Here is a 26,207-nt window from a genome sequence, read left to right as displayed (position 1 = left end):
CCTGTTAACAGGCCCTAAGCTCGGAGCGAATGTTCCGCTGCACGACGGGTTTCATCAGCCCGCCGACGCGTCCTTGCTCCGCGGCAGCCACACCTCGATCGCGCCGGGCGCCGCCTTGATCGAGCGCGGCAGCAGCTTGATGACCCAGGGCTGGCCGGTCGGCGAGGCGGCGGTCTGGACCAGGGCCTGCGCGCAGGCGCGCGCCGTCTCGTCGCGGATGATCACGCTGGGCTCGGGATGACCGGTGGGCGGCGAGCGTCCGGCCCGGCGCGAGGTGCTGAGCACGTCCTCCATCGGCGGCACCGAAGCGCCCAGCGCGCGCCAGGGTCCGCGCCACGCGCGGGCCTTGTCGCGCAGCGAGGAGCCGTAGGTCTGGATGTAGACCACGGTGTCGTTGCACACGCCGGCCGGCGGCGGCGCGACTGCGGCGGGCGCGGGAGGCGTGCCGTTCGCCGACGCTTCGCCGTTCTGGGCTGGCCGCGGCATGTAGGGCGGCTGCGCCCCCTGCACGACTGGCGGCGGCGCGGCGGCGACCTGCACGTCGGGCGGCCCGGTGAGCCGATCGCGCAGCCACACCACCACCGGCCAGGGCTCAGGCAAGGTGCCGCTGCAGTTCTGCTTGGAACCCGTCTGCCCGGAGTAGTCGCGCGCCCAGTAGCGCGGCGCGCACGCCGGCGCCTGCGTCGGCTGCAGGCAGTCGATGCCGTTGCCGGGGTCGAGCAGACGCGCGCAGGCCGGCGTGCGCTGCTCGGGCGCTTCGTTGGTGCAGGCCTGTTTGGCATCGTCGACGATGCGCACCGAGAGCCGGAACTTCGCCATGAAGTTCTCGCTGCCGTCGCGGCACAGCAGATCGCCGGTGCGCAGCAGCTCGGCGGCCAGCAGCGCCGGCGCTTCGCTGGTCGTGGCGGCGCCGGCGCGCAGGCGGGCCCAGAGTTCGGTGAGGTCCTTGAACGCGCTGTTCTCGGCCTTCTGCGTCTCGGCACGCTGCACGCGCCAGCTGTCGATGCCCTGCCAGGCCGCGACGCCGAAGGTGGCGGCCGTGCCGAGCCCGACCGATGCGGTCACGGCGCCGGCCTTCATCACGCGGGCCTGCAGCCGGCTCATCGCGCCGGCCGTGGGTGCGGCGGCGCCGTGGTTGTCGTCGCTGTCGGCGTCAGCCGCACGCGCCGCCGGCTGCGCCTGGCCGTCGTCGGGCACGAAGAGCCCGGGCGCGCCCATCGCCACCTGGTCGAGCATCTCGCCTTCGAGGCGCGAGCCGATCTCGGCGCCGAGCCGGAAGTAGCTCTCCCATTGGGCCTCGTCGAAGAACTGGTCGGTGGTCGGCTGCTGCGGAAAGAGCGGATTGGCAGCCTTGAAATTCACCAGGTCGACCGGCAGCGCCGCCGAGACGTTGGGCTTGACCAGCACGATCTGCCCCGTCGCGCCGCTCGCATAGCGCACCTGCGCCAGCGCCAGGCAGGCCTGGCTGTGGGGCGAGGCAAGATCGTTGAGCGAGCCGAAGGCGCCCAGGTGCGCCCAGTCGGCGCCGGGCCGCGGCTTCATGAAGGTGATCTCGGCGTTGAGGTCGATGCGGGCGCGCCGGATCAGGATCTCGAGGTCGCAGAAGCGGTACTCCGGATCGGCGCCGCAATCCGCGATCACGATCAGCGAGGCCTGCTGCCGCAGCAGCGCATAGGCGCCAGTGTTCTCGAAATGGCCGCCGTCGCTCAGGTACCAGTTGGCCGAGCTGCTGCCGGGAAAGGCACCGAAGCATTCGAGCAGCATGAAGCGCGTCTTCATCAGGAGCGGGCTGGCATGCACGGCGGCGCCGCGCTGCACGATGCCGGCTTCGGCGCTGTTCCACCAGTAGCCGAGCCTGAGGCCCGCGAACACCGACAGCGCCGCGATGCCGCGCTTGGTGAGCCGGCCGAGCCCGGGCGCGAAGGCCGCGCCCGAGATCGCCGTCCATGCGCCAAGCGTGAGCGCGCCGTCGCCATGCGCCTGCGCCCAGTTGGCGCCGCCGGCCTGCATCCAGCCCAGCGGGCCGATCGTGAGCGGCTGGCTCTTGCGGTCGCGGTTGAACAGGCGCTGCTTGGGGTCGTGCGTCTGGTTGATGCAGACGTTGGCCAGGTGCACGGGTCCGCCATGCAGGTGCGGCGCATAGCGAAGCTGCGAGATGTCGTCGCGCGCATCGACCTCGCCGACCGGCACCCGCGGCGGCTCGAGGCCCGAGACCGCGTCCGTCGGGCTGGCGCCCAGGCGCTTGGCGTTGGCGGCACCGAGGTAGCCGCGCACGATGCGCGCCTTGTAGAACATGTGCAGCGAGGAGACGTTGAGAAAGCCGAAGTTGCGTCCGGTGACCAGCGCATAGCTGCCGACGATCACGGCGATGGTGCCGAGCCAGACCCAGCCGCGCGAGAAGTCCAGCCCCTCGGGCGTGAACACCGGCAGCAGCACCACCGAATAGACCACGCCGACCCACCAGGCCGCGAGGCAGAAGGCCAGCAGCAGGCCGAACAGGCTGGCGAGCGTCAGCATCAGCGTCTTGCCGATGCCGGGCGCCTGGCGCTTCTGCGACAACAGCATCGGCAGCACGCCGCGCAGCGCCGCTGCCACGATCAGCAGCGCCGCGCCGTAGGAAGCACGCTCCCGCTGGGTTTCGGCCGCGAGCCACCAGGCGCTGCGGTCGAGCAGGCCCAGCATCACGATCAGCAATGCCGAGTTGATCACCGCGGCGAGCCCCTCCGTCAGCTCGTTGCGCAGCTGCGCCGGCGTGCGCTTGCTGCTGCGCCACAGCACCCACAGCAGCGCGACCACCCAGCACAGCGCGAAGGCCACGAAGGCGGGCGCGAGCCAGAGCGGCCCGCTGTAGTGCCGCACCAGCCGCGGCCCGATCCAGCAGGCGCCGGCGCCGAGCGCGCACCACATCGCCACCTGCAGCAGCATCGACGAGGTGGACGGCTTGTCGCGCACCGACCAGTAGGCGCAGGCCAGCACCACCGATGCGATGAAGGGACCGACCAGCGTGAACCACAGCGTGGGCCACTGCGTCGACCATTGCACCAGCAGGCGCACCGACTGCACGCTTGCGAGATCGGTCACGCCGGCCTGCGCGTCCGAGGGCAGGCTGTTGAGGTCCACGGCACGGAACACCGTGTCCCACAGCAGCAGGTTGATGGCGGCCAGCACCATGCCGATCAGGCCCGCGGCGATCGCGATCTCGATATGCGTGCCCAGCAGGTTGCGCAGGTAGAGCGCGCTGGCGAACAGCGTGTCGCGCAGCCCGCCCGGAATGAGGTAGCGGCCGTTGCTGCGCAGCCACCAGCCGAAGCGCGCGCGATCGACGTCGCCGAGCGCGCGCTCGATGTCGCGCACCTCGTCGGCCGATTTCGCTTCGGTACAGAGCCGGCCCAGGGTGGCGCCGATGTAGCCGCCGCCCGAGACGGTCGAGACCAGGTCGAACTTGAGCAGTTGCCGGCGCGCGGCCAGCGCCTTCATCAGTCCGAGGCAGAAGGTGGCGCTGCGGATGCCGCCGCCCGACAGGGCCAGGCCCCAGGGCCTGCGGCCGTCGTCGACGCCCGCCAGCGCCTTGCGGCGCGTTGCCACCAGCTCTTGGATGGTGTCGTCCATGCGGCTCCTCGTCGTTCCGCGTGGAATATTTCACGCTTGGCGAGGGGTATCAATGCCGCAAATGGTCTATGCCGGAATGCAAGTCATTTGGTTAAGCTCGCGGCGATGACAGCCGACACCCTCTGCAGAAGCCTTCTCCTGGCCGCGGCCTGCGGCCTCATGGCCGCTTGCGCCAGCACCTCCACCGGCGCCTGCGAAACGCCCTATGCGGCATCGCCGCAGTTCAATGGCTGCAGCTTTCAGAATCCGCCGAATCCGCAGGCCCTGCCCTCCGCGAGCCCGTGGAAGATCTGGTCGCGCTTCATCGCGGGCACCAAGAACGGCACCGTGCCGGTCGACCCGATTCCCGTGCGCGCCGTCACCACCGCGCAACTCGACGCCCTGGATCCGCAGAGCACCCATGTGATCCGCCTCGGCCACTCCTCCCACCTGCTCAAGCTGCGCGGCAAGTACTGGCTGATCGACCCGGTGTTCAGCGAGCGCAGTTCGCCCTTCCAGTGGATCGGGCCCCGGCGCTTCCACCAGCCGCCGCTCACGCTCGAGCAGCTGCCACCGATCGAGGGGCTGATCCTCTCGCACGACCACTACGACCACCTCGACGTGGCGACCATCGAGTACCTGGCGCAGCGCGTGCAGCGCTATTTCGTGCCGCTGGGCGTGCGCGCTCGCGTGATCGAGATGGGCGTGCCGGCCGAGCGCGTGGCCGAGTTCGACTGGTGGCAGGCCGCGGAGCACGACGGCGTCGGCCTCACGGCGACGCCGGCGCAGCATTTCTCGGGCCGCACGCTGAACGACCGCAACAAGACGCTGTGGGCCTCCTGGGTCATCCAGAGCGGCGGCGAGCGCATCTTCTACAGCGGCGACTCGGGCTACTTCCCCGGCTTCAGGCAGATCGGCGAGCGCTTCGGCGGCTTCGACCTGGCCTTGATGGAAAACGGCGCCTACGACAGCTACTGGCCTTCGGTGCACATGACGCCCGAACAGAGCGTGCAGGCCTTCCAGGACCTGCGCGGCAAGATGCTCTACGTGGTGCACAACAGCACCTTCGACCTGGCCTTCCACACCTGGCGCGACCCGCTGGACCGCATTGCCGACCTCTCGCAGGCGAAGAAGATCGAGCTTGCGACGCCGGAGATCGGCGAGGTGCTGACGGTGGGACGGCCGCGCACGAACGTGCGCTGGTGGGAAAGCCTGAGGTAGGCCCCATCCCAAACCGTTCGTGCTGAGCTCGGCCTGTCCTGAGCCGATCGAAGGTCGAAGCCGGTACCAGGCATCGACAAGCTCAGCCCGAACGGTTGTTGGCCCGCTCTCTCGCGCGCCGCACCTGCCGGCTCTGGCCCGCCTCCGCCGCGCGCCGCTCACGCTCCCGGCGTGCATCGCGCCGGCGCTTGCCGAGCCAGCGCGCGAGCAGGAAGCTGCAGGCGCAGCTGATGACGAGAACGAAGATGCCGAGGGCGCCGAATTCCATGCTCAGAGCACCCGCACGATGCTCGTCGGCTTGAAGCCGAGATCGGCCGCCTTGCCCTTGCGCGCGCGGCTGGCGCGAGCGTTGTTGAGCGTGCGGATCTCCAGCGTCTCCTCGCGTTCCTTGCCGCCGCGGCCGATACCTTCGATCTTCACGCTGCGCGTGTAGGCCGCGGCGCCGGCGAGCGTGTCCTTGGCGTCGAGGTCGATCAGCATGAGCCCGCGGCCGCCCTTGGGCAGCGCCTTCATCTCGAGGATCTCGAAGGTCAGGATGCGTCCGCCCGTCGAGGCGCAGGCCACGTGCGTCGCCGGCGGCATCGGCTCGGCACCGCTCGCGCCGCCGACCAGCGAGGGCCGGGTGAGCTGCTCGCCCTCGCCCACGTCGACGAAGGCCTTGCCGCCGCGCTGGCGCGACATCATGTTCTCGACCGAGGCGATGAAGCCGTAGCCGCCCGTGTTGGCGAGCAGCAGCGCCGCCCCGGGCGGTCCCGCGAAGTAGTGCGCCACGTGCGTGCCGCTGTCGAGATCGATCAGCGTCGTGACCGGCTGGCCGTCGCCGCGCCCGCCCGGCAGCGAGGCCACGGGCACGGTGTAGACGCGCACGGTCTTGTCCTTGGCGGTGCCGAAGACCAGCAAGGTGTCGACCGAACGGCACTCGAAGGCGCCGTAGAGCGCATCGCCGGACTTGAAGCTGTACTCGGGTGCGGCCGCACCCGCGGCGCGCTCGCTGGCCCAGCCCTTCTGCGTGCGGACCCAGCCCTTCTGAGAGACGATCACCGTCACCGGCTCGTCGACCACGCGCACTTCGGCGACGGCGCGCTTCTCGGCCTGGATCAGCGTGCGGCGCGGGTCCTCGAAGCTCTTCGCGTCCTGCTCGATCTCCTTCACCAACAGGCGGCGCAGCGCCGCCGGGCTCGCGAGGATGTCCTCGAGCTTCTTCTGCTCCTCGCGCAGGCCCTTGAGCTCCTGCTCGATCTTGATGGCCTCCAGCCGCGCCAATTGGCGCAGGCGGATCTCGAGGATGTCCTCGGCCTGCCGCTCGCTCAAATCGAAGCGCGCGATCAGCGCCGCTTTCGGATCCTCGGCCGCACGGATGATCGCGATCACCTCGTCGATGTTGAGCAGCACCAGCTGCCGGCCTTCGAGGATGTGGATGCGGTCCTGCACCTTGCCCAGGCGATGGCGCGAGCGCTTCTCGACCGTGATCTCGCGGAAGGCGATCCACTCGTTGAGCATCTGGCGCAGCGACTTCTGCGTCGGCTTGCCGTCGATGCCGACCATCGTGAGATTGATCGGCGAGGAGCTTTCGAGCGAGGTCTGCGCCAGCAGCGTGGTGATGAACTCCTCCTGGCTGATGCGCGAGGTCTTGGGCTCGAACACCAGGCGCACGGCCGCATCCTTGCTCGACTCGTCGCGCACCACGTCGAGCACCGAGAGCACGGCCGCCTTCAGCTGCGTCTGCTCGGCCGTGAGCGCCTTCTTGCCGGCACGGATCTTGGGATTGGTGAGCTCCTCGATCTCTTCCAGCACCTTCTGCGTGCTCACGCCCGGCGGCAACTCGTTGACCACCAGCTGCCACTGGCCGCGTGCGAGCTCCTCGATCTTCCAGCGCGCGCGCACCTTGAGCGAGCCGCGGCCGGTGCGATAGGCCTCGGCGATGTCGGCCGCACCGCTGATGATCTGCGCGCCGCCCGGATAGTCGGGGCCGGGCACCAGCGCGAACAGCTCTTCCTCGCTGAGCTTGCCGTTCGACTTGATCAGCGCCACGCAGGCGTCTGCGATCTCGCGCAGGTTGTGGCTCGGGATCTCGGTGGCCAGGCCGACCGCGATGCCGCTCGCGCCGTTGAGCAGCGTGAAGGGCAGCCGCGCGGGCAGCAGGCGCGGCTCCTCGGTCGAGCCGTCGTAGTTGGGGATGAAATCGACCGTGCCCTCGTCGATCTCGTCGAGCAGCAGGCTGGTGATGCGCGCCAGCCGCGCCTCCGTGTAGCGCATCGCCGCGGCGCCGTCGCCGTCGCGGCTGCCGAAGTTGCCCTGGCCGTCGACCAGCGGATAGCGCTGCGAGAAATCCTGCGCCATGCGCACCAGCGCGTCGTAGGCGGCCTGGTCGCTGTGCGGATGGAAGCGGCCCAGCACGTCGCCGACCACGCGCGCGCTCTTGACCGGCTTGGCACCGACAGTGCCGTTGGCGCCGCCGAAGCCCAGGCCCATGCGCGACATCGAATAAAGAATGCGCCGCTGCACCGGCTTCTGGCCGTCGCTGACGTCGGGCAGCGCGCGGCCCTTGACCACGCTGAGCGCGTATTCGAGGTAGGCGGTCTGCGCGTAGTCGGCCAGCGTGAGGGCGTTGTCGCCTTCGTCGGCAGGGCCTAGGAGATCGAGCGGGGGTTGGGAGTCCATGAAGAAAAGAGAGAAGAAAAAAGAGTTGCAGGCCGTCGCGCGCGAGCGCGCTCAGCCCAGTGTGAATGCCTCGTGCACCGCCGATTGCACGCTGCCGCCCAGCACCGCGCCGCCGCCCGCGACGTAGATCCAGTCGCCGATCACGGCCGCGCCCACTGCATGGCGCGGCGTGGGCATGGGCGCATGGCGCTGCCAGCTGTCGGCCACCGGATCGTAGCTTTCCATCTGGCCGAAGACCTTGGCCAGGCGCGGCACGCCGCCGGCCAGGAAGCCGCCCTCGCCGCCCATGGCATAGAGGCGGCCGCGATAGACCACCAGGCCATGGCCCGAGCGCGCGGTGGGCAGCGGCGCGCGCAACTCCCAGGTGTCGCGCGCCGGCAGGTAGACGTGGTGCAGTTCGGTGTTGTATTCGAAGGTGTTGAAGCGCCCGCCGATCACGTGAATCTGGCCGTTGTGCGCAATGCAGCCCACATGGTCGCGCGCGCCGGGCAGCGGTTTGCGCGAGGACCAGCGGTCGGCCTGGGGGTCGTAGACCTCGTGCCAGCCCACGCTGGCGCGTTCGGCCGCGGGCTCGGACGCGCCGCCGATCAGGTGGATGGCGCCACCCTGCACCACAGCGGCCGCGGCGCCTCGCGGGCGCGGCAGCGGCGCGATGGCGGTCCAGCGGTTGGCCGCGATCTCATAGACGTAGGCGTTGGTGTCCGAGCGCCGGTTCTGCTCGACGAAGCCGCCGAGGGCATAGACGCGCCCGCCCTCGGCCGCCACCGCGACGTGGTTGGCGCCGCGCGGCAGCGGCGCGCCGTCGAGCCAGCGGTCGGCGGCCGGATCGTAGATGTGGTGGTAGTCGCGGTTGACCGCGCCTTCGCCGTAGCCGCCGACCACGTGCATGCGGCCTTGCGCGGCCGTGGCCCAGGCCATCTCGCTGCGCGGGATCGGCAGGGCCGCGCGCGGCACCCAGCGGCCCGGCGCGCCGGCCGGCGCCGGGCTGTCGGTGACGCGCTGTGCCTCCTGCTCCGGCGTCATGTGGTGCGGCACGCCGCCCTGCAGCCTGGCGTAGGGTTCGGCCGAGGACGGGGCCACGGGCAGATGGTGCTGCGCGCGCGCCGCACCGGTCGTGGCGGCCAGCGCGGTGGCGAGAACGAAGTTTCGGCGCTGCATCGAGCTTCAGGACAGGGCGGGATCGAGCCTCAGCCCCTGCGGCGGCTCGGGCAGCGAAGGCACCGCGGGCACGCCCCGCGAATCCGGCGGCATGTTGCCGCGGCCCAGCGCACCGCCGCGCGGCGGCGCAAGTTCCATGCGCACGCGCCCCGGCGCCTTGCCGCCGCGGCCTGCGGCCGCCGAAGGCTTGAGATAGGCGTAGAGCTGCAGCACCGTCTTCACGTAGTTCTGCGTCTCGCGGTAGTTCGGTATCTTGTTGCCGGCGCGCTGCACCGCGCCCTCGCCCGCGTTGTAGGCCGCAAGCGCGAGCTCGATGTCGCCGGGGAACATCTCGATCAGGTCGCTCAGGTAGCGCGAGCCGGCAGCGATGTTGATGCGCGGGTCGAACAGCTTCTTCTCGAGCGAGCCGCGCTTGTCGGCCTGCACGCCGTAGCGCTGCGCGGTGGCCGGCATCAATTGCATGAGGCCGAGCGCGCCCTTGGGCGACACGGCCTGCGCATCGAAGCCCGACTCGGTGGCGATCAGGGCCTGCAGCAGTTCGTAGTCGATCGCATGGCGCCTGGCGGCTTCGCGCAACGCTCCCTGCGCGGGCTTGTAGCTGGGCGAGGCCTCGAACAGCGCGAGCAGGGTCTGCGAGGCGCGCGGCACCTTGCCGTCGATCCTGCCGGTGCGTCCGCGCAAAAGCGGACCGATGCCGTCCGCCGTGTCGAAGCTCTGTCCGCCGCGGAAGAACAGCTGGTAGCGCTCGTCGAGCTTTTCGGGCGCGAAATGCGCGACGCCCCGCTCGTCGACGTAGCCAAAGATGTCGGCCGCGTGCGCGAGCGGCTGCGTCATCGACAGCAGCAGGGCCAGCAGCAATGGGAGGAAACGGCCAAGGGTGCGCATGGGGGTCAGAGACGCATTTTCGGCGCGAACGCCTACTGCGTCACGCGCTCAAACATCGACCTCGACATCGTCGGCCCGCAGCTCCATCAACTCGCGTCGCGCCGCGGCCTCGCCCTTGCCCATCAGCTTGGTGATCTCGCCCTGCGTGCCCGAGACGTCGAAGCGGCCCAGGCGCACCTGCAGCAGTCGCCGCGTGTCGGGGTTGAGGGTCGTCTCCCACAGCTGCTCGGCGCTCATTTCGCCCAGGCCCTTGAAGCGGCTGATGCTCCAGGCGCCTTCGCGCACGCCGTCCTTGCGCAGCTTGTCGAGGATGGCGACCAGTTCGCCCTCGTCGAGCGCGTAGACCTTCGAGGCCGGCTTCTTGCCGCGCGCCGGCGCGTCGACGCGGAAGAGCGGCGGCTTGGCGACATACACGTGACCGGTTTCGATCAGTTTCGGGAAATGGCGGAAGAACAGCGTCAGGAGCAGCACCTGGATGTGCGAGCCGTCGACGTCGGCATCGCTCAGGATGCAGACCTTGCCGTAGCGCAGGCCCGACATGTCGGGCGTGTCCTCGGGGCCGTGCGGATCGATGCCGATCGCGACCGAGATGTCATGGATTTCGGTGTTGGCGAAGAGGCGGTCGCGCTCCACTTCCCAGGTGTTGAGCACCTTGCCGCGCAGCGGCAGGATGGCCTGGCTTTCCTTGTCGCGGCCCATCTTGGCGCTGCCGCCGGCCGAATCGCCCTCGACCAGGAACACCTCGTTGTGGGCGATGTCCTTGCTCTCGCAGTCGGTCAGCTTGCCGGGCAGCACGGCCACGCCCGAACCCTTGCGCTTCTCGACCTTCTGGCCGGCCTTCTGGCGTGTCTGCGCGGCCTTGATGGCCAGCTCGGCGAGCCTCCTGCCGTAATCGACGTGCTGGTTGAGCCACAGCTCCAGCGCCGGCCGCACGAAGCTGGACACCAGCCGCACGGCGTCGCGCGAATTGAGCCGCTCCTTGATCTGGCCCTGGAACTGCGGATCGAGCACCTTGGCCGAGAGCACGTACGAGGCGCGCGCGAACACGTCCTCCGGCAGCAGCTTCACGCCCTTGGGCAGCAGCGAATGCAGTTCGATGAAGCTCTTGACCGCGTTAAACAGGCCGTCGCGCAGACCGCTCTCATGCGTGCCACCGGCGCTGGTGGGAATGAGGTTGACGTAGCTCTCACGCACCGGCTGGCCTTCCTCGGTGAAGGCGACGCACCACTCGGCGCCCTCGCCCTCGGCGAAGTTGTCGGCGTTCTTGTCGGCATGGCCCGCGCCTTCGAACAGCGGGATCACCGGGTCGCCGTTGAGCTCCTGCATCAGGTAGTCGCGCAGACCGCCCTTGTAGAGCCACTGCTGCGTTTCCTTGGTCTTCTCGACCACCAGCGTGACGGTGACGCCCGGCATCAGCACGGCCTTGCTGCGCAGCAGATGGGTCAGCTCGTGGATCGGAAGCTGGGGCGATTCGAAGTACTTGGCGTCCGGCCAGGCGCGCACCGTGGTGCCCTGCTTGCGGTCGCCGCCGTCGTTGGCGCGCACCACCAGCGGCTCGATCACGTCGCCGCCGGAGAACGCGAGCTGCGCTGCCTTGCCTTCGCGAAAGGACTGGACCTCGAGCCGCTTCGACAGCGCATTGGTCACCGACACGCCCACGCCGTGCAGGCCGCCCGAGAAGCTGTAGGCACCGCCCGAGCCCTTGTCGAACTTGCCGCCCGCGTGCAGCCGGGTGAACACCAGTTCGACCACCGGCGCCTTTTCTTCAGGATGCAGGCCGAAGGGGATGCCGCGGCCATCGTCCTCGACGCTGACCGAGCCGTCCGCGTGCAGCGTGACCTTGATCTTCTTGCCGTAGCCCGCGAGCGCCTCGTCGGCGGCGTTGTCCAGCACTTCCTGGATGATGTGCAGCGGGTTGTCCGTGCGGGTGTACATGCCCGGTCGCTGCTTGACGGGCTCGAGGCCCTTGAGAACGCGGATCGAGCCTTCCGAATAGGCCGGGGGAGTCTTGCTGAGGGTCGCCATGGGGGCGGATTGTATGCGTGGCCCGGCGAAAACCCTGTATGGACATACAGAAGCCCTCTGATGCCGCCGCCGCATCAGCGCGGCCCGAAAATATCAACAATCCCCGTCGCCGCCGTGCCATGCGGCTGCTCCGGCTTTGGATACATTGCCTGGAATGAATTCCACCCTCAAGCCGCTGTCGCTCAAGCAAGTCCTGTTTTGCGGCGCCATGATCGTCACCCTCTCCATGGGCATCCGCCACGGCTTCGGCCTCTGGCTGCAGCCGATCACGCAGGAACAGGGCTGGTCGCGCCAAGGCTTCTCGCTCGCGATCGCGATCCAGAACCTGTCCTGGGGCGTCATCGGCGTCTTCGCCGGCATGCTGGCCGACAAGCTGGGCGCCTTTCGCGTGCTGGTGATGGGCGCGGTGTTCTACGCCCTGGGCCTCGCGGGCATGGCGCTCTCGCCCACGCCGCTGCTCTTCGCGCTGACGGCCGGCGTGCTGATCGGCGCCGCGCAGGCCGGCACCACCTACGCCGTGATCTACGGCGTGATCGGCCGCCAGATTCCGGTGGAGCGGCGCTCCTGGGCCATGGGGGTGGCCGCCGCGGCCGGCTCCTTCGGGCAGTTCCTCATGGTGCCGGTCGAGGGCCACCTGATCGCGGGCTTCGGCTGGCACACGGCCCTGCTGGTGCTGGCGCTCATGGTGCTCCTGATCGTGCCGCTCGCTTTCGGCCTGCGCGAGCCGCGTGTCGGCCACGCAGCCGTCGCGCACCGCGACCAGACCATCCTGCAGGCGGTGCACGAGGCGTTCAAGTACCCGAGCTTCGTGCTGCTGATGGCGGGCTATTTCGTCTGCGGCTTCCAGTTGGCGTTCGTCGGCGTGCACATGCCGAGCTACCTGCGCGACAAGGGGCTGTCGCCCGAGGTGGCGAGCTATGCGCTGGCGCTGGTCGGGCTGTTCAATGTCTTCGGCACCTACGTCGCAGGCTCGCTCGGGGCCCGGCTGGCCAAGCGCAAGCTGCTGGCCGCCATCTACTTCAGCCGTGCGGCGGCGATCGCGATCTTCCTGCTGACGCCGATCACGCCGCTCACGGTGTACGTGTTCGCGAGCGCGATGGGCTTCCTGTGGTTGTCGACCGTGCCGCTGACCAGCGGCATCGTGGCCCAGATCTTCGGCGTGGCGCACCTGTCGATGCTGGGCGGCTTCGTGTTCCTGAGCCACCAGGTCGGCTCCTTCCTCGGCGTCTGGCTCGGCGGCTATCTCTACGACAGCACCGGCAGCTACGACATCGTCTGGTACCTCGCAATCGCGCTCGGCGTGTTCGCAGCGCTGGTCAACCTGCCGGTCAAGGAAGGCGCGATCGCGCGCCCGGTTCCTCAGCCGGCCTGAGATCCTTCGCCATGCGCCCCAACACACGCCATCACCTCGTGCAAGCCGGCTGGCTGGGCGCGGCGGTGCTGGCGCTGCTGGGCGTGTTCGCGCTTTACACGCGCCCCGGCTTCCTCGTGACGCTGGTAGACCAGATCTGGGCCTGCTTCTGAGCCACGACCTCCCGCCCTCCCCCTGGATCGTGCGCTGGTCGCACCTGCTGGCGCCCGGCGCCGCCGTGCTCGACGTGGCCTGCGGTGCGGGGCGGCACATGCGCTGGTTCGCCGAGCGCGGGCATCCGGTGACGGGCGTGGACCGGTCGCCGGAAGCCATCGCTTCGGCGGCCGAGTTCGGGCAGGCTGTGCTGGCCGACATCGAGTCCGGGCCCTGGCCCCTTGGCGGCCGGGTATTCGGGGCGGTGATCGTCACCAACTACCTCTGGCGGCCGCGCCTGCCCGACATCGTCGCCGCGGTCGCGCCCGGCGGCGTGCTGCTCTACGAAACCTTCGCCGCGAGCAACGAGACCGTGGGCAAGCCCTCGCGGCCCGATTTCCTGCTGCAGCCGGGCGAACTGCTCGGCGCCTGCGCGGGCCTGCGGGTCGTGGCTTACGAGGATGGCTTCCTGGCACAGCCGGAGCGCTTCATGCAGCGGATCGCGGCCGTCCGGCCCGCCATCCACTCGCCCGGAACGCCGCCGCGCTACCCGCTCCGAGGGCCCGCCGCCAGTTAGTAGAATGTCTGCTTTTCGTCCACCGACAAAAGAGACCCCCTTGGAGCAACTGACAGGCAGCATCGTCGCGCTCGTCACGCCGATGCATGACGACGGCAGTGTCGACTATCCCGCCCTGCGCCGGCTGATCGACTGGCACATCGACGAAGGCACCGATTGCCTCGGCGTGGTCGGCACCACCGGCGAGTCGCCGACGGTCGACGTCGAGGAGCATTGCGAGATCATCCGCATCGCGGTCGAACAGGCCAAGGGCCGCGTTCCCGTGATGGCCGGCTGCGGCGCCAATTCCACCAAGGAAGCGATCGAACTCGCCAGGTTCGCCAAGGGCGTGGGCGCCGACTCGCAATTGCAGGTGGTGCCCTACTACAACAAGCCGACGCAGGAAGGCCAGTACCTGCACTTCAAGGCGATCGCCGAGGCCGTGGGCGATCTGCCCATCGTGCTCTACAACGTGCCCGGCCGCACGGTGGCCGATATGGCGCACGACACCGTGCTGCGCCTGGCGCAGGTGCCCGGCATCGTCGGCATCAAGGAAGCCACCGGCAACATCGAACGCGCGCAGTGGCTGATCCGCGATCTGCCGAAGAATTTCGCGGTCTATTCGGGCGACGATCCGACCGCCGTCGCGCTGATGCTGTGCGGCGGCCAGGGCAACATCAGCGTCACGGCCAACGTGGCGCCGCGCAAGATGCATGAGCTTTGCATGGCCGCGATCGCCGGCGACACCCGGCGCGCGATGCAGATCCAGTTCGAGCTGATGCCGCTGCATCGCCATCTGTTCGTCGAACCGAATCCGATCCCGGTCAAGTGGGCCATGGCCCGGCTCGGCCTGTGCGGCGGTGCACTGCGCCTGCCGCTCACCGAGCTCGCCGAAGCGAGCCGTCCGGTGGTCGAGTCCGCGCTGCGCGCCAGCGGCTTGCTCAAGGACTGATTCCATCCGCACCGCCCTTCGCGAACGCCGGCAACCTTTTGCGCAGCCGGCGCTCTGACACAGCGGGACGCTGCTGCCCATCGATTGAGCTAAACATTCCACAAGGAAGACGACGTTGAAAACCATTTCGCGATTCGCACTGCTGGCCCTGATCGCCAGCCTCGCCGCCTGCTCGGTCCTCGAGAGCGACAAGATCGATTACAAGAGCGCCGGCAAGGCACCCACGCTCGAAGTGCCGCCCGATCTCACGCAGCTCTCGCGCGAAAACCGCTACGCGGTGCCCGGCGGCGCGGTGACGGCCAGCGGCTACCAGGCCGGCATTGCCAACGCGCCCAGCATCCCGACGGCCGTCGGCAACATCGGCGACGTTCGCATGGAGCGCTCGGGTTCGCAGCGCTGGATCGTCGTCAACCGCTCGCCCGACCAGCTCTGGGAGCCGGTGCGCGACTTCTGGCAGGAGAACGGCTTCCTGCTCACCACTGATCAGCGCAACCTCGGCATCATGGAGACCGACTGGGCCGAGAACCGTGCCAAGCTGCCGCAGGACGTCATCCGCGGCACGCTCGGCAAGCTGGTCGATTCGGTCTATTCCACCGGCGAACTCGATCGCTTCCGCACCCGCCTCGAGCGCACGCCCAACGGCACCGAGATCTTCGTGAGCCACCGCGGCATGGAAGAGGTCTACAACACCGCGCGCAAGGACCAGACGGTCTGGCAGCCGCGCGCCACCGACCCCGAGCTCGAAACCGAATTCCTGCGCCGCCTGATGGTGAAGCTGGGCGTTTCGCAGGAGCAGTCGAAGCTGCTCGCCGCGACCAGCGCACCCGCGCGCACCGCCAGCGTCGCCAACGTCGGTGGCCAGCCGGTGGTGCAGATCAACGAGAACTTCGAGCGGGCATGGCGCCGCGTCGGCCTCGCGCTGGACCGCACCGGCTTCACGGTCGAAGACCGCGACCGCAGCGCCGGCACCTACTTCGTGCGCTACGTGGCGCCCAACCCGGACAAGAAGGAACCCGGCTTCTTCGGCAAGCTGTTCAGCAGCTCGGGCAAGGCCGAGGCGCCGCTCAAGTACCGCATCATGGTCAAGGGCCAGGGCGATGCCAGCACGGTGGCGGTACTCAACGAAAGCGGCGCGCCCGAAACCTCGGCGAATGCACAACGCATCGTGCAGGTCATCGCGGACGACCTGAAGTAGGTCTTCTCGAATGCTGCGCTTCCGCAGTCTGGGCAGCGGCAGCACGGGCAATGCCACGCTGGTCGAGGCGACGAGCGGCGGCCGCACATCGAGGCTCCTGATCGACTGCGGCTTCGGGCTGCGGCAGCTCGACGCGCGGCTGGCACGCGCAGGCCTCGCGGCCTGCGACATCGACGCGGTCTTCGTCACGCACGAGCATGGCGACCACATCGGCTGCGCACACGCGCTGTCGCGCCGCGAGCGGCTGCAGGTCTGGATGAGCGAGGGCACCTGGCTCGCCACCGGCGGGCGCGATTTCGAAGGCCGCCTGGGTCTGGCGCGCGACGGCGCTGACATCGAAGTCGGCGACATCGTGGTCCAGCCCTTCACCGTTCCGCACGATGCCCGTGAGCCGCTGCAGCTGCGCTGCACCGATGGCGCACGCAGCCTCGGCGTGCTGACCGACCTCGGGCACGCGACACCGCACGTGCTGGCCCGCTTGATGGGGCTCGACGCGCTGCTGATCGAGTTCAATCACGACAGCGACATGCTGGCCGGCTCGGCCTATCCGCCCTTCCTGAAGCTGCGCGTCGGCGGCAACTACGGCCACTTGTCCAACGCCGCCGCGGCAGCCATTGCGCGTGCCGTGCATCACGGCGGACTGCGCCACGTGCTGGCAGCCCACCTCAGCGAACAGAACAACCGGCCCGAGATCGTGCGGCGCGCGATGGCCGAGGCACTCGGCGCCGGCGAGGACGAGATGCTGACGGCGAACGCCGTAGAGGGCTCGCCCTGGCTCGATCTCTAGGCAATGAAAAAGGCCGCCCGAAGGCGGCCTTTGAGCATGTGCTGCAGCCTTACTGCTTGGGTGCTTCCTCTTTCTTCTTGGCCGCTTCGGTGGCGGCATTGGCCGCATCGAGTGCCGACTGCGAGCCGGGCGACGGTGCAGGCGTCGTGGCCGACGTATCGGGCGCAGCAGGTGCTGCTGCCGGTGGAGGCGGAGGTGCGGGTGCCGGCGTGACGGAGGCAGGCGGCGGGGTGACGACGGCCGGCGCGGATTCCTCCTTCTTGCCGCAAGCAGTCAATGCAGCAGCGGCGATCAGCGAGGCGAGCAGGACGGACTTTCTCATTACATGACTCCTTTGGATGAAGGTCTCGAAAGAAAAATTCTAGACCTGCACCTTCGCAGGAAGATGTCTGGCGCCGCGATTCGCGGCATTGGCTTACAAGCCCAGCGTGGAAGCCGGAAAGGCCGGTCGCGCATGCCGCAGGCACTCGTCGATTCTTTCGCGCAAGGCGCGCCGGCCCGCGGGCTCGCGGCCGCAGACACCGCGGCTGCGCTCGACATCGATGCGGTTCAGAAACCAGGACGGCGTCCAGATGCCGCTCGGCACCTGCGGCAGGCCCGGCCCCTCGCAGGCCCGGCAGTCGACAATGTGGCTCCACATGCGGCGCCAGTGCACGAAGCGTGCATGCTCGCGCTCGAACACGTCGAAGCGCTGCGCCAGCAGCACGAAGCTGCGCCCGTTGGCCGACCAGGCCTGCAGCGCATCGGCGATGGCGCGCTCGCCCAGCGGCCAATCGCCGAAGCCGGGGTCGGAGAGAATGATCTCGCGCCAGTTCTGTTGCACGGCAGCAGCGAGCGCCGCATGCAGATAGGCCTGAAAGGCATGACGGCCATCGAAGGGCCCCTCGGGCAAGGACGTGGTGTCGACTTCTTCATTCGGCATGCAGCCACCCCGCTTCGCACCAGTCGCCCAGGAGCGCCAGCGCACCTTCGCTCGCGCCTCGGAGATCGCGCGGACCGAGCGCGCGCTGATCGGCCAAAAGGCGCATCAACTTCGCATCGCGGCCCGAGGCGCGAAAGCTTTCGCCGTTGATGTAGAGATACCGCGCGTCGTAGAGCATACGCGTGCGGCGGTCGAGCGCAACGCCGGCGAGCGCCGACGGCAACTCGCCCTGGTCGAACCAGACTGTGGGCTTGGGCTCGGTCATCGATTCGCCCAGCGCACGATCGATCGCGTCGGGGTTGCGCAAGGCGGCTAACACCGCATCGCGCGCAAAGGCTTGCAGGGCGGGCGGTATCGCCGCCGGCGCCTCCACCGCAGGCTGCGCGGGATCGCGGTAATGAAGCGCCGTCTTCGTCGGCGCATCCTCCAGCGCCTCGGCCTGCGCCTCCGCGATGCGCGCGAGCAGGTCGACGCCGAGCGGGGCGGCGGCCGGCGCGCGCAGTCCGATCGAATAGGTCATGCAGTCGCCGCCGACCGCGACACCCTCGTGCGCGTAGCGCGGCGGCAGATAGAGCATGTCGCCGGCTTCGAGCACGAAGCTCTGCTCGGGCTCGAACTGCGCCAGGATCTTGAGCGGCACCTCGGGCTGCAGGCGCAGATCGCGCTGCTTGCCGATGGACCAGCGGCGCTGTCCCTGGGCCTGCAGCAAGAACACGTCGTAGCTGTCGAAATGCGCGCCGACGCCGCCACCGTCGCTCGCATAGCTGATCATCAGGTCGTCGAGCCGCGCGTCGGGAACGAAACGGAACTGCTGCAACAATGCATGAACGCCCTGGTGATGCAGATCGACGCCCTGCACCAGCAGGGTCCAGTCAGGCTGCTTCAGCGATGGCAGCGCCCTGTGCGGCAAGGGGCCATGCCGCAGGGTCCAGCCGGCCTTGCCGTGGCGAATGAGCCGCGTCTCGACCTCCTCGCGTTCGGCCAGCGCGAACAGCGCCTGGCGCTCGATCGGTGGCACCATGGCGGGCACGGCCTGGCGCACGAGCAGCGGTTTCTTCTGCCAGTGACGGCGCATGAATTGCGAAGCGCTGAGGCCGCCGAGCAAAGGCAAGGATCGATGAATCTCCATGGGAGAATTCTGCAATGGAAATCTCTGAACAATGCGTGGTCGGCCTGACCTGGACGCTGAAAGACACCCTGGGCGAGGTGCTCGACGTGCTCGACGATCCGGTCGAATTCCTGGTCGGTGGCGACGATCTTTTCGATGCGATCGAGGCCGCCCTGCTCGGCCACGGGCCCGGCGCTCGGGTGCTGCTCCAGCTCGAACCTGAACAGGCCTTCGGCGACTTCAACGACCAGCTGCTCTTCCTCGAGCCGCGCGCCCTCTTTCCTGAAGGCACGGAAGAAGGCATGACCTTCGACGGCGCCGCCTTGCCCGCGGGCGTGAATCACGACATGCCCAAGAACGCAATCTACACCGTGAGCGAGATCTACCCCGAGCACCTGGTGCTCGACGGCAACCATCCGCTCGCAGGCATCGCGATCCGGCTCGACATCACGGTGAAGTCGGTGCGCGAAGCCACCGAAGAAGAAATCGGCCGGGGCACGGCGGGCACAGGTTTCTTCAAGGTGCCGCCGATGGCGCCGGGCAACGACCTGCTGCACTAACAACAAGGGACACAAGGACAAAAAAAGCCGGGCATGCCCGGCTTTTTCTTTTGTGCACTGCGCGCTCAGAAGCGCGAGATCTGGCCGCCGTCGATGCGCACGCGGTCGCCGACGCGCAGGTCGCCCGGGCTCGGCACATCGAAGGAACGGTAGGCACCGTTGTCGGTCTGGATCGAGACGCGGTAGCTTTCGTAGACGCGCGGCGCGTTGCGGTTGGCTTCGATGCTGTTGCCCAGCAGCGCACCGCCGACCACGCCCAGCGCAGTCGCCGCCGCGCGGCCGCTGCCATGACCGAACTGATTGCCGACCACGCCGCCGAGGACGCCGCCGGCCACCGCACCGCCGCCGGTGGTGCCGGTGCCTGCGGTCTGGCTGCGCAGCACCTCGATATTGGCCACATGGCCATATTCCACATAGGGCGACTGGGCCACCGGCTGAACCGGCTGGTACGGATAGCGCGAGGTCTGATAGACCGGCGCCGGCGCCACGCAGGCGGTCAGGGTTGCGAGCGCAAGAACGGATGCAGTGACGGAAACAAGGCGGATTGAAATCTTCATGGTGTAGTGCTCCTCGAAACAGGTCTGGCGCGATGCGCGCTCCGCATGTGTCCTAACGCATCGCGCTCTTGCGCGATGACCGTGCACACATGTTGAAACCTTCGATGCCAAAACCGCATCGCCGGTTCCATTCTTTACCTGTGGGAGCGAGCCTACAGCCCCTCGCCTCAATGCTTGCCGGTCGAGCCGTAGCCGCCTTCGCCGCGCTCGCTGGGCGGGAATTCCGACACCACCCGGAACCGCGCCTGCACCACCGGCACGATCACCAGTTGGGCCAGCCGTTCCATCGGCTGCAGCACGAAGGCGGTGTCGCTGCGGTTCCAGGCGCTGACCTTCAGCTCGCCTTGGTAGTCGCTGTCGATCAGCCCGACGAGATTGCCGAGCACGATGCCATGCTTGTGGCCCAGGCCCGAGCGCGGCAGGATCAGCGCGGCGTAGCCGGGATCGGCCAGGTGGACCGCAATGCCGGTGCCCACCAGTTGCCAGGCGTTCGGTTCCAGCGTGATGGGCGCGTCGAGGCAGGCGCGCAGGTCCAGCCCGGCGCTGCCGGAGGTTGCATAGGCAGGCAACTGGTCCTGCATGCGGGGATCGAGGATTCGAAGGTCGACTTTCACTTACTTGCCACGCCTTTTTTGCTGCTGATGTTCTTGCTGTTTCCTGGCCGCTGCCTCGACCCATTGCTTCCAGTTCTCCATGCCGGGAGGGAGCGCCAAGCGCCGCAGCTTGTGCGCCAGCCAGAGGCCAATCGCAAACACCACCGCGACCACGCCCAAGGGCACGTCGAGCGACAACAGCACGAGCAGGATCAGGACCCAGACGATGCCCAGCACCTTGATCATCTTGCGCACCACGTCGCCGCTGCCCGCCGCCGGGCGCACCTCGCCATTCGACTGGGCGCTGCGCCGCGCGGCAGAGGCTGCATCCGCGATCGCGTTGTGCGGCTCGGAGGACGGCGTCATGCCGACGTCCAGACCGTGCTCGCCGTTCTGGTTCTCGCTTCTGGGCAATGCCGCCTGCGCGGTCAGCCGCTCCACGTAGCTCGCGAAGTCGCCATCAGGCGGCGTGTTCCATTGGGGATTCATCGCTAGCTCCTTGCCGGCAGGCGTGCCGCGATTTCGGCCACCAGTTCGCGCGCCAGCGCGAGCTTGGGCGCACGCGGCAACTCGCGCACGCCCTTGGCGTCGACCAGCAGCAGGCTGTTGTGGTCCTGCCCGAAGGTCAGCGGGCCGATATTGCCGACCAGGAGCGGAATACCCTTGCGTTCGCGCTTGGCCTTCGCGTGCTCGGCCAGGTTTTCGCTTTCGGCCGCGAAACCCACGCAGAACAGCCGGCCGGCCTTGGCGCGCTCGCCTTGCGCGACGGTGAGCAGGATGTCGTCGTTCTCGACGAAATGGAGCGCCGGCGGCTGGCCGCTGCCGTCTTTCTTGATCTTGTGCTTGCTGTGGGATGCCGGCCGCCAATCGGCCACCGCGGCCGTTGCGACGAAGACCGCCGCATCCTGCGTGGCACGCAGGGTCGCGTCGAGCATCTCCTTGGCCGAGATCACGTCGACGCGGCCGACACCGCGCGGCGTGGGCAGGTGCACCGGGCCGGCCACCAGGGTGACTTCGGCGCCCGCCTCGCGCGCCGCGCGCGCGATGGCAAAGCCCATCTTGCCCGACGAGTGGTTGGTGATGCCGCGGATCGGATCGAGCGCCTCGAAGGTCGGGCCGGCCGTGACGACCACGCGCCGGCCGGCCAGCACCTTGGGCTGGAACTGCGCCACGATCTCCTCGAGGAGTTGCTCGGCCTCGAGCATGCGGCCGTCGCCGGTCTCGCCGCAGGCCTGCCAGCCGTTGCCGACACCCAGCACCCGAGCGCCGTCGGCGTCGACCTGGCGCAAGTTGCGCTGCGTGGCCGGATGAACCCACATCTCGCGATTCATGGCCGGCGCGATCAGGAGCGGCACGCGCTCGGCCGGACGCGCGAGGCAGAGCAGGCTCAGCAGTTCGTCGGAACGGCCCTGCACCAGGCGGGCAATGAAATCGGCACTCGCAGGCGCCAGCACGATCGCATCGGCCTCGCGGCTCAGGTTGATGTGCGGCATGTTGTTGGCCTCGCGCCCGTCCCACTGCGAGGTGTAGACCGGCCGGCCGGACAGCGCCTGCATGGTCACCGGGGTGATGAACTGCGTGGCAGCCTCGGTCATCACCACCTGCACGGTGGCGCCGGCCTTGACGAGCAGCCTGCAAAGTTCGGCCGACTTGTAGCAGGCGATGCCACCGGTCAGGCCCAGAACGATGTGTTTTCCTGCGAGGTCTTGCATGGCCGGCAGTGTATCTGTGGCGGCCCTACGGCGGCCAGGGCAAGAGGCCCCACCTATAATCCCCATTTCCCACTGCCCGGACCTGCAAGTTCGGAACTGGCATGACCAAATTCGTCTTCGTCACCGGTGGTGTGGTGTCTTCCCTGGGCAAGGGAATCGCCTCCGCCTCGCTCGCCGCGATCCTCGAATCGCGCGGCCTCAAAGTCACCCTCATCAAGCTGGACCCCTACATCAACGTCGACCCCGGCACGATGTCGCCCTTCCAGCACGGCGAGGTCTTCGTCACCGACGACGGCGCCGAAACCGACCTCGATCTCGGCCACTACGAGCGCTTCGTCACCACGCGCATGCGCAAGGCCAACAACTTCACCACCGGCCAGATCTACAAGTCGGTGCTCGAGAAGGAGCGCCGCGGCGACTATCTCGGCAAGACGGTGCAGGTGATTCCGCACATCACCAACGAGATCCAGGAATACATCAAGCGCGGCGCCGGCCTCGGCACGCCGCACGAGGTGGACGTGGCGATCGTCGAGATCGGCGGCACCGTCGGCGACATCGAATCGCTGCCCTTCCTCGAAGCGGTGCGCCAGATGAGCCTGCGCATGGGCCCCAACAACTCGGCCTTCGTGCACCTGAGCTACGTGCCCTGGATCGCCGCCGCCGGCGAACTCAAGACCAAGCCCACCCAGCACACCGCCAAGGAACTGCGCGCCATCGGCATCCAGGCCGATGCCCTGCTGTGCCGCGCCGACCGCCCCATTCCGGACGACGAACGCGCCAAGATCTCGCTGTTCTCCAACGTGCCCGAATGGGGCGTGATCTCGATGTGGGACGTGGACACCATCTACAAGGTGCCGCGCATGCTGCACGAACAAGGCCTGGACGGGCTGATCTGCGACAAGCTGCGCATCAACACGCCGCCGGCCAAGCTCAAGCGCTGGGACGACCTGGTCTACGAGGTCGAGCATCCGCAGAAGGAAGTGACGATCGCGATGGTCGGCAAGTACGTCGACCTCTCCGACAGCTACAAGTCGCTCAACGAAGCGCTGCGCCATGCCGGCATGAAGAACCATGCGCGCGTGAAGATCGACTACGTCGACTCGGAAACCATCTCCCCGCAGGACGTGGCCCGGCTCGCCAAGTACGACGCGATCCTGGTGCCGGGCGGCTTCGGCCAGCGCGGCGTCGAGGGCAAAATCTCGGCGGCGCGTTTTGCCCGCGAAACGAAGGTGCCGTACCTTGGCATCTGCCTGGGCATGCAGGTCGCGACCATCGAGTACGCCCGCAACGTCGCCGGGCTCAAGAACGCCAACAGCACCGAGTTCGATCCCGAAACCTCTTGCCCCGTGATCGCGCTGATCACCGAGTGGAAGGACAACGACGGCACTATCAAGCTGCGCGACGAGAAGTCCGACCTTGGCGGCACCATGCGCCTGGGCGCCCAAAGCTCCGACGTGGCCGCGGGCACGCTGGCCCACAGCATCTACGGCGACGTGGTGACCGAGCGCCACCGCCACCGCTACGAGGCCAACGTCAACTACCTCGACGAGCTGCGCCGCGCCGGCCTGGTGATCTCGGCGCTCACCCAGCGCGAGCATCTGACCGAGATCGTCGAGCTGCCGCAGGACGTGCACCCCTGGTTCATGGGCGTGCAGTTCCACCCCGAATTCAAGTCCACGCCGTGGAGCGGCCATCCCTTGTTCAACGCCTTCATCAAGGCGGCGCTGGAACACCAGGGCGCGGACAAGAAAGCACTGAAGGTCGTGGCATGAAACTCTGCGGATTCGACATCGGGCTCGACAAGCCCTTCTTCCTGATCGCCGGCCCCTGTGTCGTCGAGTCCGAGCAATTGCAGATGGACACTGCCGGCACGCTGAAGGAAATCACCTCCGCGCTCGGCATCCCCTTCATCTTCAAGAGCAGCTTCGACAAGGCCAACCGCTCCTCGGGCACCAGCTTCCGCGGCCCGGGCCGCGACAAGGGCCTGGAGATCCTGGCCAAGGTCAAGCGCGAGCTGGGCCTGCCGGTCTTGACCGACGTGCACACCGAAGAAGACATCGCGGCCGCTGCACAGGTGGTCGACGTGCTGCAGACGCCCGCCTTCCTGTGCCGCCAGACCGACTTCATCCGCGCCGCGGCGCAGTCGGGCAAGCCGGTCAACATCAAGAAGGGCCAGTTCCTCGCGCCGCACGACATGAAGAACGTGATCGACAAGGCGCGCGCGGCGGCCAAGGAAAAGGGGCTGCCCGAAGACAGCTTCATGGCCTGCGAGCGCGGCGCCAGCTTCGGCTACAACAACCTGGTGTCGGACATGCGCTCGCTCGCGATCATGCGCGAGACCGGCGCGCCGGTGGTGTTCGATGCCACGCACTCGGTGCAGCTGCCCGGCGGCCAGGGCACGAGCTCGGGCGGCCAGCGCGAGATGGTGCCGGTGCTGTCGCGCGCCGCGGTCGCCGTGGGCGTGGCCGGCCTCTTCATGGAGACGCACCCCGATCCTGCCAAGGCACTGAGCGACGGGCCGAATGCCGTGCCGCTCAAGCACATGAAGGCGCTGCTCGAGACGCTGCTGGCGCTCGACGGCGTTACCAAGAAAAACGCATTCCTGGAGAACACATTTCAGTCATGAGCGCATACATCATTGCGAATGTCGAGGTCACGAATCCGACGCAATATGAGGAGTACAAGAAGCTGTCCTCCAAAGCCATGCAGGTCTACGGCGCAGAAGTCTGCGTGCGCGGCGGCAAGGTCGAAGTGCTCGAGGGCGATTGGAATCCGCAACGCCTCGTCGTGCTCAAGTTCCCGAGCGTCGAGGCCGCGAAGAAGTTCAGCGAGTCGCCTGAATACGGAGAAGCTCGCGCGTCTCGCCAAGGTGCGGCGGTCATGCGAATGATCGTTGTCGAAGGTCTGTGATTCGAATTTTTGAGAAAGAGAAAAGATGAGTGCAATCGTTGACATCGTCGGGCGCGAAATTCTCGACAGCCGCGGCAACCCCACCGTCGAATGCGACGTGCTGCTCGAATCGGGCACCATGGGCCGCGCAGCGGTTCCCTCCGGTGCTTCGACCGGCTCGCGCGAGGCGATCGAGCTGCGCGACGGCGACAAGAGCCGCTACCTGGGCAAGGGCGTGCTCAAGGCGGTGGAGAACATCAACACCGAGATCTCCGAGGCCGTGCTGGGCCTGGATGCGAGCGAACAGGCCTTCCTGGACCGCACGCTGAACGACCTCGACGGCACCGACAACAAGGCCCGCCTGGGCGCCAACGCGACCCTGGCCGTGTCGATGGCCGTGGCCCGCGCCGCGGCCGAAGAATCGGGCCTGCCGCTGTACCGCTACTTCGGCGGCATGGGCGGCATGCAGCTGCCGGTGCCGATGATGAACGTCATCAACGGCGGCGCGCACGCCAACAACAGCCTGGACCTGCAGGAGTTCATGATCATCCCCGTGGGCGCGACCAGCTTCCGCGAAGCGGTGCGCTACGGCGCCGAGGTGTTCCATGCGCTCAAGAAGATCCTGGGCGACCGCGGTATCAGCACCGCCGTGGGCGACGAAGGCGGTTTCGCGCCGAGCGTCGAAAACCATGAAGCCGCGATCCAGCTGATCCTGGAAGCGATAGACAAGGCCGGCTACACGGCAGGGACGCAGATCGCACTGGGCCTGGACTGCGCGGCCAGCGAGTTCTACAAGGACGGCCACTACGTTCTCTCCGGCGAGAACCTCACGCTGTCGGCCGGCAACTGGATCGACATGCTCGCGACCTGGGTCGACAAGTACCCGATCATCAGCATCGAAGACGGCATGCACGAAGGCGACTGGGACGGCTGGAAGATGCTGACCGAACGCCTCGGCAAGCGCGTGCAGCTGGTGGGTGACGACCTGTTCGTGACCAACACCAAGATCCTGCAGGAAGGCATCGACAAGGGCATCGCCAACTCGATCCTGATCAAGATCAACCAGATCGGCACCCTGACCGAGACCTTCGCCGCGATCGAGATGGCCAAGCGCGCCGGCTACACCGCCGTGATCAGTCACCGCTCGGGCGAAACCGAAGACTCGACCATCGCAGACATCGCGGTCGGCACCAACGCCGGCCAGATCAAGACCGGCTCGCTGTCGCGTTCGGACCGCATCGCCAAGTACAACCAGCTGCTACGCATCGAGGAAGACCTCGGCGACGTCGCCAGCTACCCCGGCCGCGGCGCCTTCTACAACCTGCGCTAGCCCT

At 68.1% G+C, this 26,207-nt stretch carries 25 protein-coding genes; 12 read left to right on the top strand and 13 right to left on the bottom strand.

What is annotated here, in order from left to right; genetic code table 11:
• Positions 1–54: 54 nt before the first annotated feature.
• Positions 55–3,609: a patatin-like phospholipase family protein gene (locus ACSQ9A_RS10430; protein ID WP_436303587.1), complete on the bottom strand. Its 3,555-nt coding sequence runs from the start codon at positions 3,607–3,609 to the stop codon at positions 55–57.
• 105 nt (positions 3,610–3,714) lie between these two features.
• Here ACSQ9A_RS10430 and ACSQ9A_RS10425 point away from each other — a divergent pair, with 105 nt between their 5' ends.
• The gene (locus ACSQ9A_RS10425) at positions 3,715–4,809 is read left to right on the top strand and encodes an MBL fold metallo-hydrolase (RefSeq protein WP_436303586.1); all 1,095 of its coding nucleotides are present in this window, start codon (positions 3,715–3,717) and stop codon (positions 4,807–4,809) included.
• An 82-nt stretch (positions 4,810–4,891) separates the two neighbouring features.
• Here the strand turns inward: ACSQ9A_RS10425 and ACSQ9A_RS10420 are convergent, their stop codons facing one another.
• From ACSQ9A_RS10420 to ACSQ9A_RS10400, 5 genes are read right to left on the bottom strand one after another with little or no spacing between them, the layout of a single operon-like run.
• The gene (locus ACSQ9A_RS10420; protein ID WP_093102591.1) at positions 4,892–5,077 is read right to left on the bottom strand and encodes a hypothetical protein; all 186 of its coding nucleotides are present in this window, start codon (positions 5,075–5,077) and stop codon (positions 4,892–4,894) included.
• A 2-nt stretch (positions 5,078–5,079) separates the two neighbouring features.
• A complete protein-coding gene (gene parC, locus ACSQ9A_RS10415) occupies positions 5,080–7,470 on the bottom strand; it encodes a DNA topoisomerase IV subunit A (protein ID WP_093102589.1) in 2,391 nt (796 codons plus the stop codon).
• A 51-nt stretch (positions 7,471–7,521) separates the two neighbouring features.
• On the bottom strand, positions 7,522–8,628 hold the full coding sequence (locus tag ACSQ9A_RS10410) for a Kelch repeat-containing protein (RefSeq protein WP_436303585.1): 1,107 nt from the start codon (positions 8,626–8,628) through the stop codon (positions 7,522–7,524).
• A gap of 6 nt (positions 8,629–8,634) precedes the next feature.
• Positions 8,635–9,513: a lytic transglycosylase domain-containing protein gene (locus ACSQ9A_RS10405; RefSeq protein ID WP_436303584.1), complete on the bottom strand. Its 879-nt coding sequence runs from the start codon at positions 9,511–9,513 to the stop codon at positions 8,635–8,637.
• A gap of 48 nt (positions 9,514–9,561) precedes the next feature.
• Complete coding sequence (locus ACSQ9A_RS10400; RefSeq protein WP_436303583.1) at positions 9,562–11,538, bottom strand: DNA topoisomerase IV subunit B; 1,977 nt, start codon at positions 11,536–11,538, stop codon at positions 9,562–9,564.
• 154 nt (positions 11,539–11,692) lie between these two features.
• Here ACSQ9A_RS10400 and ACSQ9A_RS10395 point away from each other — a divergent pair, with 154 nt between their 5' ends.
• The 6 genes from ACSQ9A_RS10395 (at position 11,693) to ACSQ9A_RS10370 (ending at position 16,532) form a co-directional block, all read left to right on the top strand.
• The gene (locus tag ACSQ9A_RS10395; protein WP_436303582.1) at positions 11,693–12,910 is read left to right on the top strand and encodes an MFS transporter; all 1,218 of its coding nucleotides are present in this window, start codon (positions 11,693–11,695) and stop codon (positions 12,908–12,910) included.
• An 11-nt stretch (positions 12,911–12,921) separates the two neighbouring features.
• A complete protein-coding gene (locus ACSQ9A_RS10390; protein ID WP_170855468.1) occupies positions 12,922–13,062 on the top strand; it encodes a hypothetical protein in 141 nt (46 codons plus the stop codon).
• Positions 13,063–13,091: 29 nt separating this feature from the next.
• A complete protein-coding gene (locus ACSQ9A_RS10385) occupies positions 13,092–13,619 on the top strand; it encodes a class I SAM-dependent methyltransferase (RefSeq protein WP_436303580.1) in 528 nt (175 codons plus the stop codon).
• 4 nt (positions 13,620–13,623) lie between these two features.
• On the top strand, positions 13,624–14,550 hold the full coding sequence (gene dapA / locus ACSQ9A_RS10380) for a 4-hydroxy-tetrahydrodipicolinate synthase (protein WP_436303579.1): 927 nt from the start codon (positions 13,624–13,626) through the stop codon (positions 14,548–14,550).
• A 115-nt stretch (positions 14,551–14,665) separates the two neighbouring features.
• Entirely contained in the window at positions 14,666–15,745 is a 1,080-nt protein-coding gene (gene bamC / locus ACSQ9A_RS10375; RefSeq protein ID WP_093102577.1) for an outer membrane protein assembly factor BamC, read from the top strand.
• 10 nt (positions 15,746–15,755) lie between these two features.
• Complete coding sequence (locus ACSQ9A_RS10370) at positions 15,756–16,532, top strand: MBL fold metallo-hydrolase (protein WP_436303578.1); 777 nt, start codon at positions 15,756–15,758, stop codon at positions 16,530–16,532.
• A gap of 49 nt (positions 16,533–16,581) precedes the next feature.
• On the opposite strand, the gene ACSQ9A_RS10365 is transcribed toward ACSQ9A_RS10370, so the two are convergent.
• The 3 genes from ACSQ9A_RS10365 to ACSQ9A_RS10355 form a co-directional block, all read right to left on the bottom strand.
• Positions 16,582–16,854 (bottom strand): hypothetical protein, encoded by a 273-nt coding sequence (locus ACSQ9A_RS10365; protein WP_436303577.1) that lies wholly within the window; start codon positions 16,852–16,854, stop codon positions 16,582–16,584.
• Positions 16,855–16,947: 93 nt separating this feature from the next.
• On the bottom strand, positions 16,948–17,454 hold the full coding sequence (locus tag ACSQ9A_RS10360; protein ID WP_436303576.1) for a hypothetical protein: 507 nt from the start codon (positions 17,452–17,454) through the stop codon (positions 16,948–16,950).
• Entirely contained in the window at positions 17,444–18,583 is a 1,140-nt protein-coding gene (locus tag ACSQ9A_RS10355; RefSeq protein WP_436303575.1) for a JmjC domain-containing protein, read from the bottom strand. Before ACSQ9A_RS10355 ends, ACSQ9A_RS10360 begins: the two co-directional genes overlap by 11 nt.
• A 14-nt stretch (positions 18,584–18,597) precedes the next feature.
• Here ACSQ9A_RS10355 and ACSQ9A_RS10350 point away from each other — a divergent pair, with 14 nt between their 5' ends.
• Positions 18,598–19,122: an FKBP-type peptidyl-prolyl cis-trans isomerase gene (locus ACSQ9A_RS10350; RefSeq protein WP_093102567.1), complete on the top strand. Its 525-nt coding sequence runs from the start codon at positions 18,598–18,600 to the stop codon at positions 19,120–19,122.
• A gap of 65 nt (positions 19,123–19,187) precedes the next feature.
• Here ACSQ9A_RS10350 and ACSQ9A_RS10345 read toward each other — a convergent pair whose 3' ends face one another.
• The 4 genes from ACSQ9A_RS10345 to coaBC form a co-directional block, all read right to left on the bottom strand.
• Positions 19,188–19,679, bottom strand: coding sequence for a glycine zipper 2TM domain-containing protein (locus tag ACSQ9A_RS10345; RefSeq protein WP_093102566.1), 492 nt, complete (start codon positions 19,677–19,679; stop codon positions 19,188–19,190).
• A 167-nt stretch (positions 19,680–19,846) separates the two neighbouring features.
• Positions 19,847–20,293, bottom strand: a complete 447-nt coding sequence (gene dut / locus ACSQ9A_RS10340; RefSeq protein ID WP_436303574.1) for a dUTP diphosphatase — start codon at positions 20,291–20,293, stop codon at positions 19,847–19,849.
• On the bottom strand, positions 20,294–20,761 hold the full coding sequence (locus ACSQ9A_RS10335; protein ID WP_093102562.1) for a hypothetical protein: 468 nt from the start codon (positions 20,759–20,761) through the stop codon (positions 20,294–20,296). It abuts the gene before it with no gap.
• A gap of 2 nt (positions 20,762–20,763) precedes the next feature.
• The gene (coaBC, locus tag ACSQ9A_RS10330) at positions 20,764–21,984 is read right to left on the bottom strand and encodes a bifunctional phosphopantothenoylcysteine decarboxylase/phosphopantothenate--cysteine ligase CoaBC (RefSeq protein ID WP_436303573.1); all 1,221 of its coding nucleotides are present in this window, start codon (positions 21,982–21,984) and stop codon (positions 20,764–20,766) included.
• Between the two features lie 101 nt (positions 21,985–22,085).
• On the opposite strand from coaBC, the gene ACSQ9A_RS10325 reads away from it, so the two are divergent.
• The 4 genes from ACSQ9A_RS10325 to eno are packed head-to-tail and all read left to right on the top strand — an operon-like array spanning position 22,086 to position 26,203.
• Positions 22,086–23,756, top strand: coding sequence for a CTP synthase (locus tag ACSQ9A_RS10325; protein ID WP_093102558.1), 1,671 nt, complete (start codon positions 22,086–22,088; stop codon positions 23,754–23,756).
• The gene (kdsA, locus tag ACSQ9A_RS10320) at positions 23,753–24,610 is read left to right on the top strand and encodes a 3-deoxy-8-phosphooctulonate synthase (RefSeq protein ID WP_093102556.1); all 858 of its coding nucleotides are present in this window, start codon (positions 23,753–23,755) and stop codon (positions 24,608–24,610) included. Before ACSQ9A_RS10325 ends, kdsA begins: the two co-directional genes overlap by 4 nt.
• Positions 24,607–24,894: a DUF1330 domain-containing protein gene (locus ACSQ9A_RS10315; protein ID WP_093102554.1), complete on the top strand. Its 288-nt coding sequence runs from the start codon at positions 24,607–24,609 to the stop codon at positions 24,892–24,894. Before kdsA ends, ACSQ9A_RS10315 begins: the two co-directional genes overlap by 4 nt.
• A gap of 25 nt (positions 24,895–24,919) precedes the next feature.
• Complete coding sequence (eno, locus tag ACSQ9A_RS10310) at positions 24,920–26,203, top strand: phosphopyruvate hydratase (RefSeq protein ID WP_093102552.1); 1,284 nt, start codon at positions 24,920–24,922, stop codon at positions 26,201–26,203.
• The last annotated feature ends 4 nt before the right edge of the window (positions 26,204–26,207 follow it).

This window comes from Variovorax sp. LjRoot290, assembly GCF_964253985.1.
Lineage (GTDB): Bacteria > Pseudomonadota > Gammaproteobacteria > Burkholderiales > Burkholderiaceae_C > Variovorax.
This window is presented reverse-complemented; position numbering and strand designations above follow the sequence as displayed.

Excerpts from the sequence above, each read along its gene's own strand:
- eno (WP_093102552.1), top strand. The coding sequence starts at position 24,920 with ATGAGTGCAATCGTTGACATCGTCGGGCGCGAAATTCTCGACAGCCGC.
- parC (WP_093102589.1), bottom strand. The coding sequence starts at position 7,470 with ATGGACTCCCAACCCCCGCTCGATCTCCTAGGCCCTGCCGACGAAGGC.
- ACSQ9A_RS10410 (WP_436303585.1), bottom strand. The coding sequence starts at position 8,628 with ATGCAGCGCCGAAACTTCGTTCTCGCCACCGCGCTGGCCGCCACGACC.
- ACSQ9A_RS10420 (WP_093102591.1), bottom strand. The coding sequence starts at position 5,077 with ATGGAATTCGGCGCCCTCGGCATCTTCGTTCTCGTCATCAGCTGCGCC.
- ACSQ9A_RS10350 (WP_093102567.1), top strand. The coding sequence starts at position 18,598 with ATGGAAATCTCTGAACAATGCGTGGTCGGCCTGACCTGGACGCTGAAA.
- ACSQ9A_RS10365 (WP_436303577.1), bottom strand. The coding sequence starts at position 16,854 with ATGAGAAAGTCCGTCCTGCTCGCCTCGCTGATCGCCGCTGCTGCATTG.
- kdsA (WP_093102556.1), top strand. The coding sequence starts at position 23,753 with ATGAAACTCTGCGGATTCGACATCGGGCTCGACAAGCCCTTCTTCCTG.
- coaBC (WP_436303573.1), bottom strand. The coding sequence starts at position 21,984 with ATGCAAGACCTCGCAGGAAAACACATCGTTCTGGGCCTGACCGGTGGC.
- ACSQ9A_RS10335 (WP_093102562.1), bottom strand. The coding sequence starts at position 20,761 with ATGAATCCCCAATGGAACACGCCGCCTGATGGCGACTTCGCGAGCTAC.
- ACSQ9A_RS10355 (WP_436303575.1), bottom strand. The coding sequence starts at position 18,583 with ATGGAGATTCATCGATCCTTGCCTTTGCTCGGCGGCCTCAGCGCTTCG.
- ACSQ9A_RS10370 (WP_436303578.1), top strand. The coding sequence starts at position 15,756 with ATGCTGCGCTTCCGCAGTCTGGGCAGCGGCAGCACGGGCAATGCCACG.
- dapA (WP_436303579.1), top strand. The coding sequence starts at position 13,624 with ATGTCTGCTTTTCGTCCACCGACAAAAGAGACCCCCTTGGAGCAACTG.
- ACSQ9A_RS10430 (WP_436303587.1), bottom strand. The coding sequence starts at position 3,609 with ATGGACGACACCATCCAAGAGCTGGTGGCAACGCGCCGCAAGGCGCTG.
- ACSQ9A_RS10395 (WP_436303582.1), top strand. The coding sequence starts at position 11,693 with ATGAATTCCACCCTCAAGCCGCTGTCGCTCAAGCAAGTCCTGTTTTGC.
- ACSQ9A_RS10400 (WP_436303583.1), bottom strand. The coding sequence starts at position 11,538 with ATGGCGACCCTCAGCAAGACTCCCCCGGCCTATTCGGAAGGCTCGATC.
- ACSQ9A_RS10405 (WP_436303584.1), bottom strand. The coding sequence starts at position 9,513 with ATGCGCACCCTTGGCCGTTTCCTCCCATTGCTGCTGGCCCTGCTGCTG.
- ACSQ9A_RS10325 (WP_093102558.1), top strand. The coding sequence starts at position 22,086 with ATGACCAAATTCGTCTTCGTCACCGGTGGTGTGGTGTCTTCCCTGGGC.
- ACSQ9A_RS10315 (WP_093102554.1), top strand. The coding sequence starts at position 24,607 with ATGAGCGCATACATCATTGCGAATGTCGAGGTCACGAATCCGACGCAA.
- ACSQ9A_RS10425 (WP_436303586.1), top strand. The coding sequence starts at position 3,715 with ATGACAGCCGACACCCTCTGCAGAAGCCTTCTCCTGGCCGCGGCCTGC.
- ACSQ9A_RS10345 (WP_093102566.1), bottom strand. The coding sequence starts at position 19,679 with ATGAAGATTTCAATCCGCCTTGTTTCCGTCACTGCATCCGTTCTTGCG.
- ACSQ9A_RS10360 (WP_436303576.1), bottom strand. The coding sequence starts at position 17,454 with ATGCCGAATGAAGAAGTCGACACCACGTCCTTGCCCGAGGGGCCCTTC.
- ACSQ9A_RS10390 (WP_170855468.1), top strand. The coding sequence starts at position 12,922 with ATGCGCCCCAACACACGCCATCACCTCGTGCAAGCCGGCTGGCTGGGC.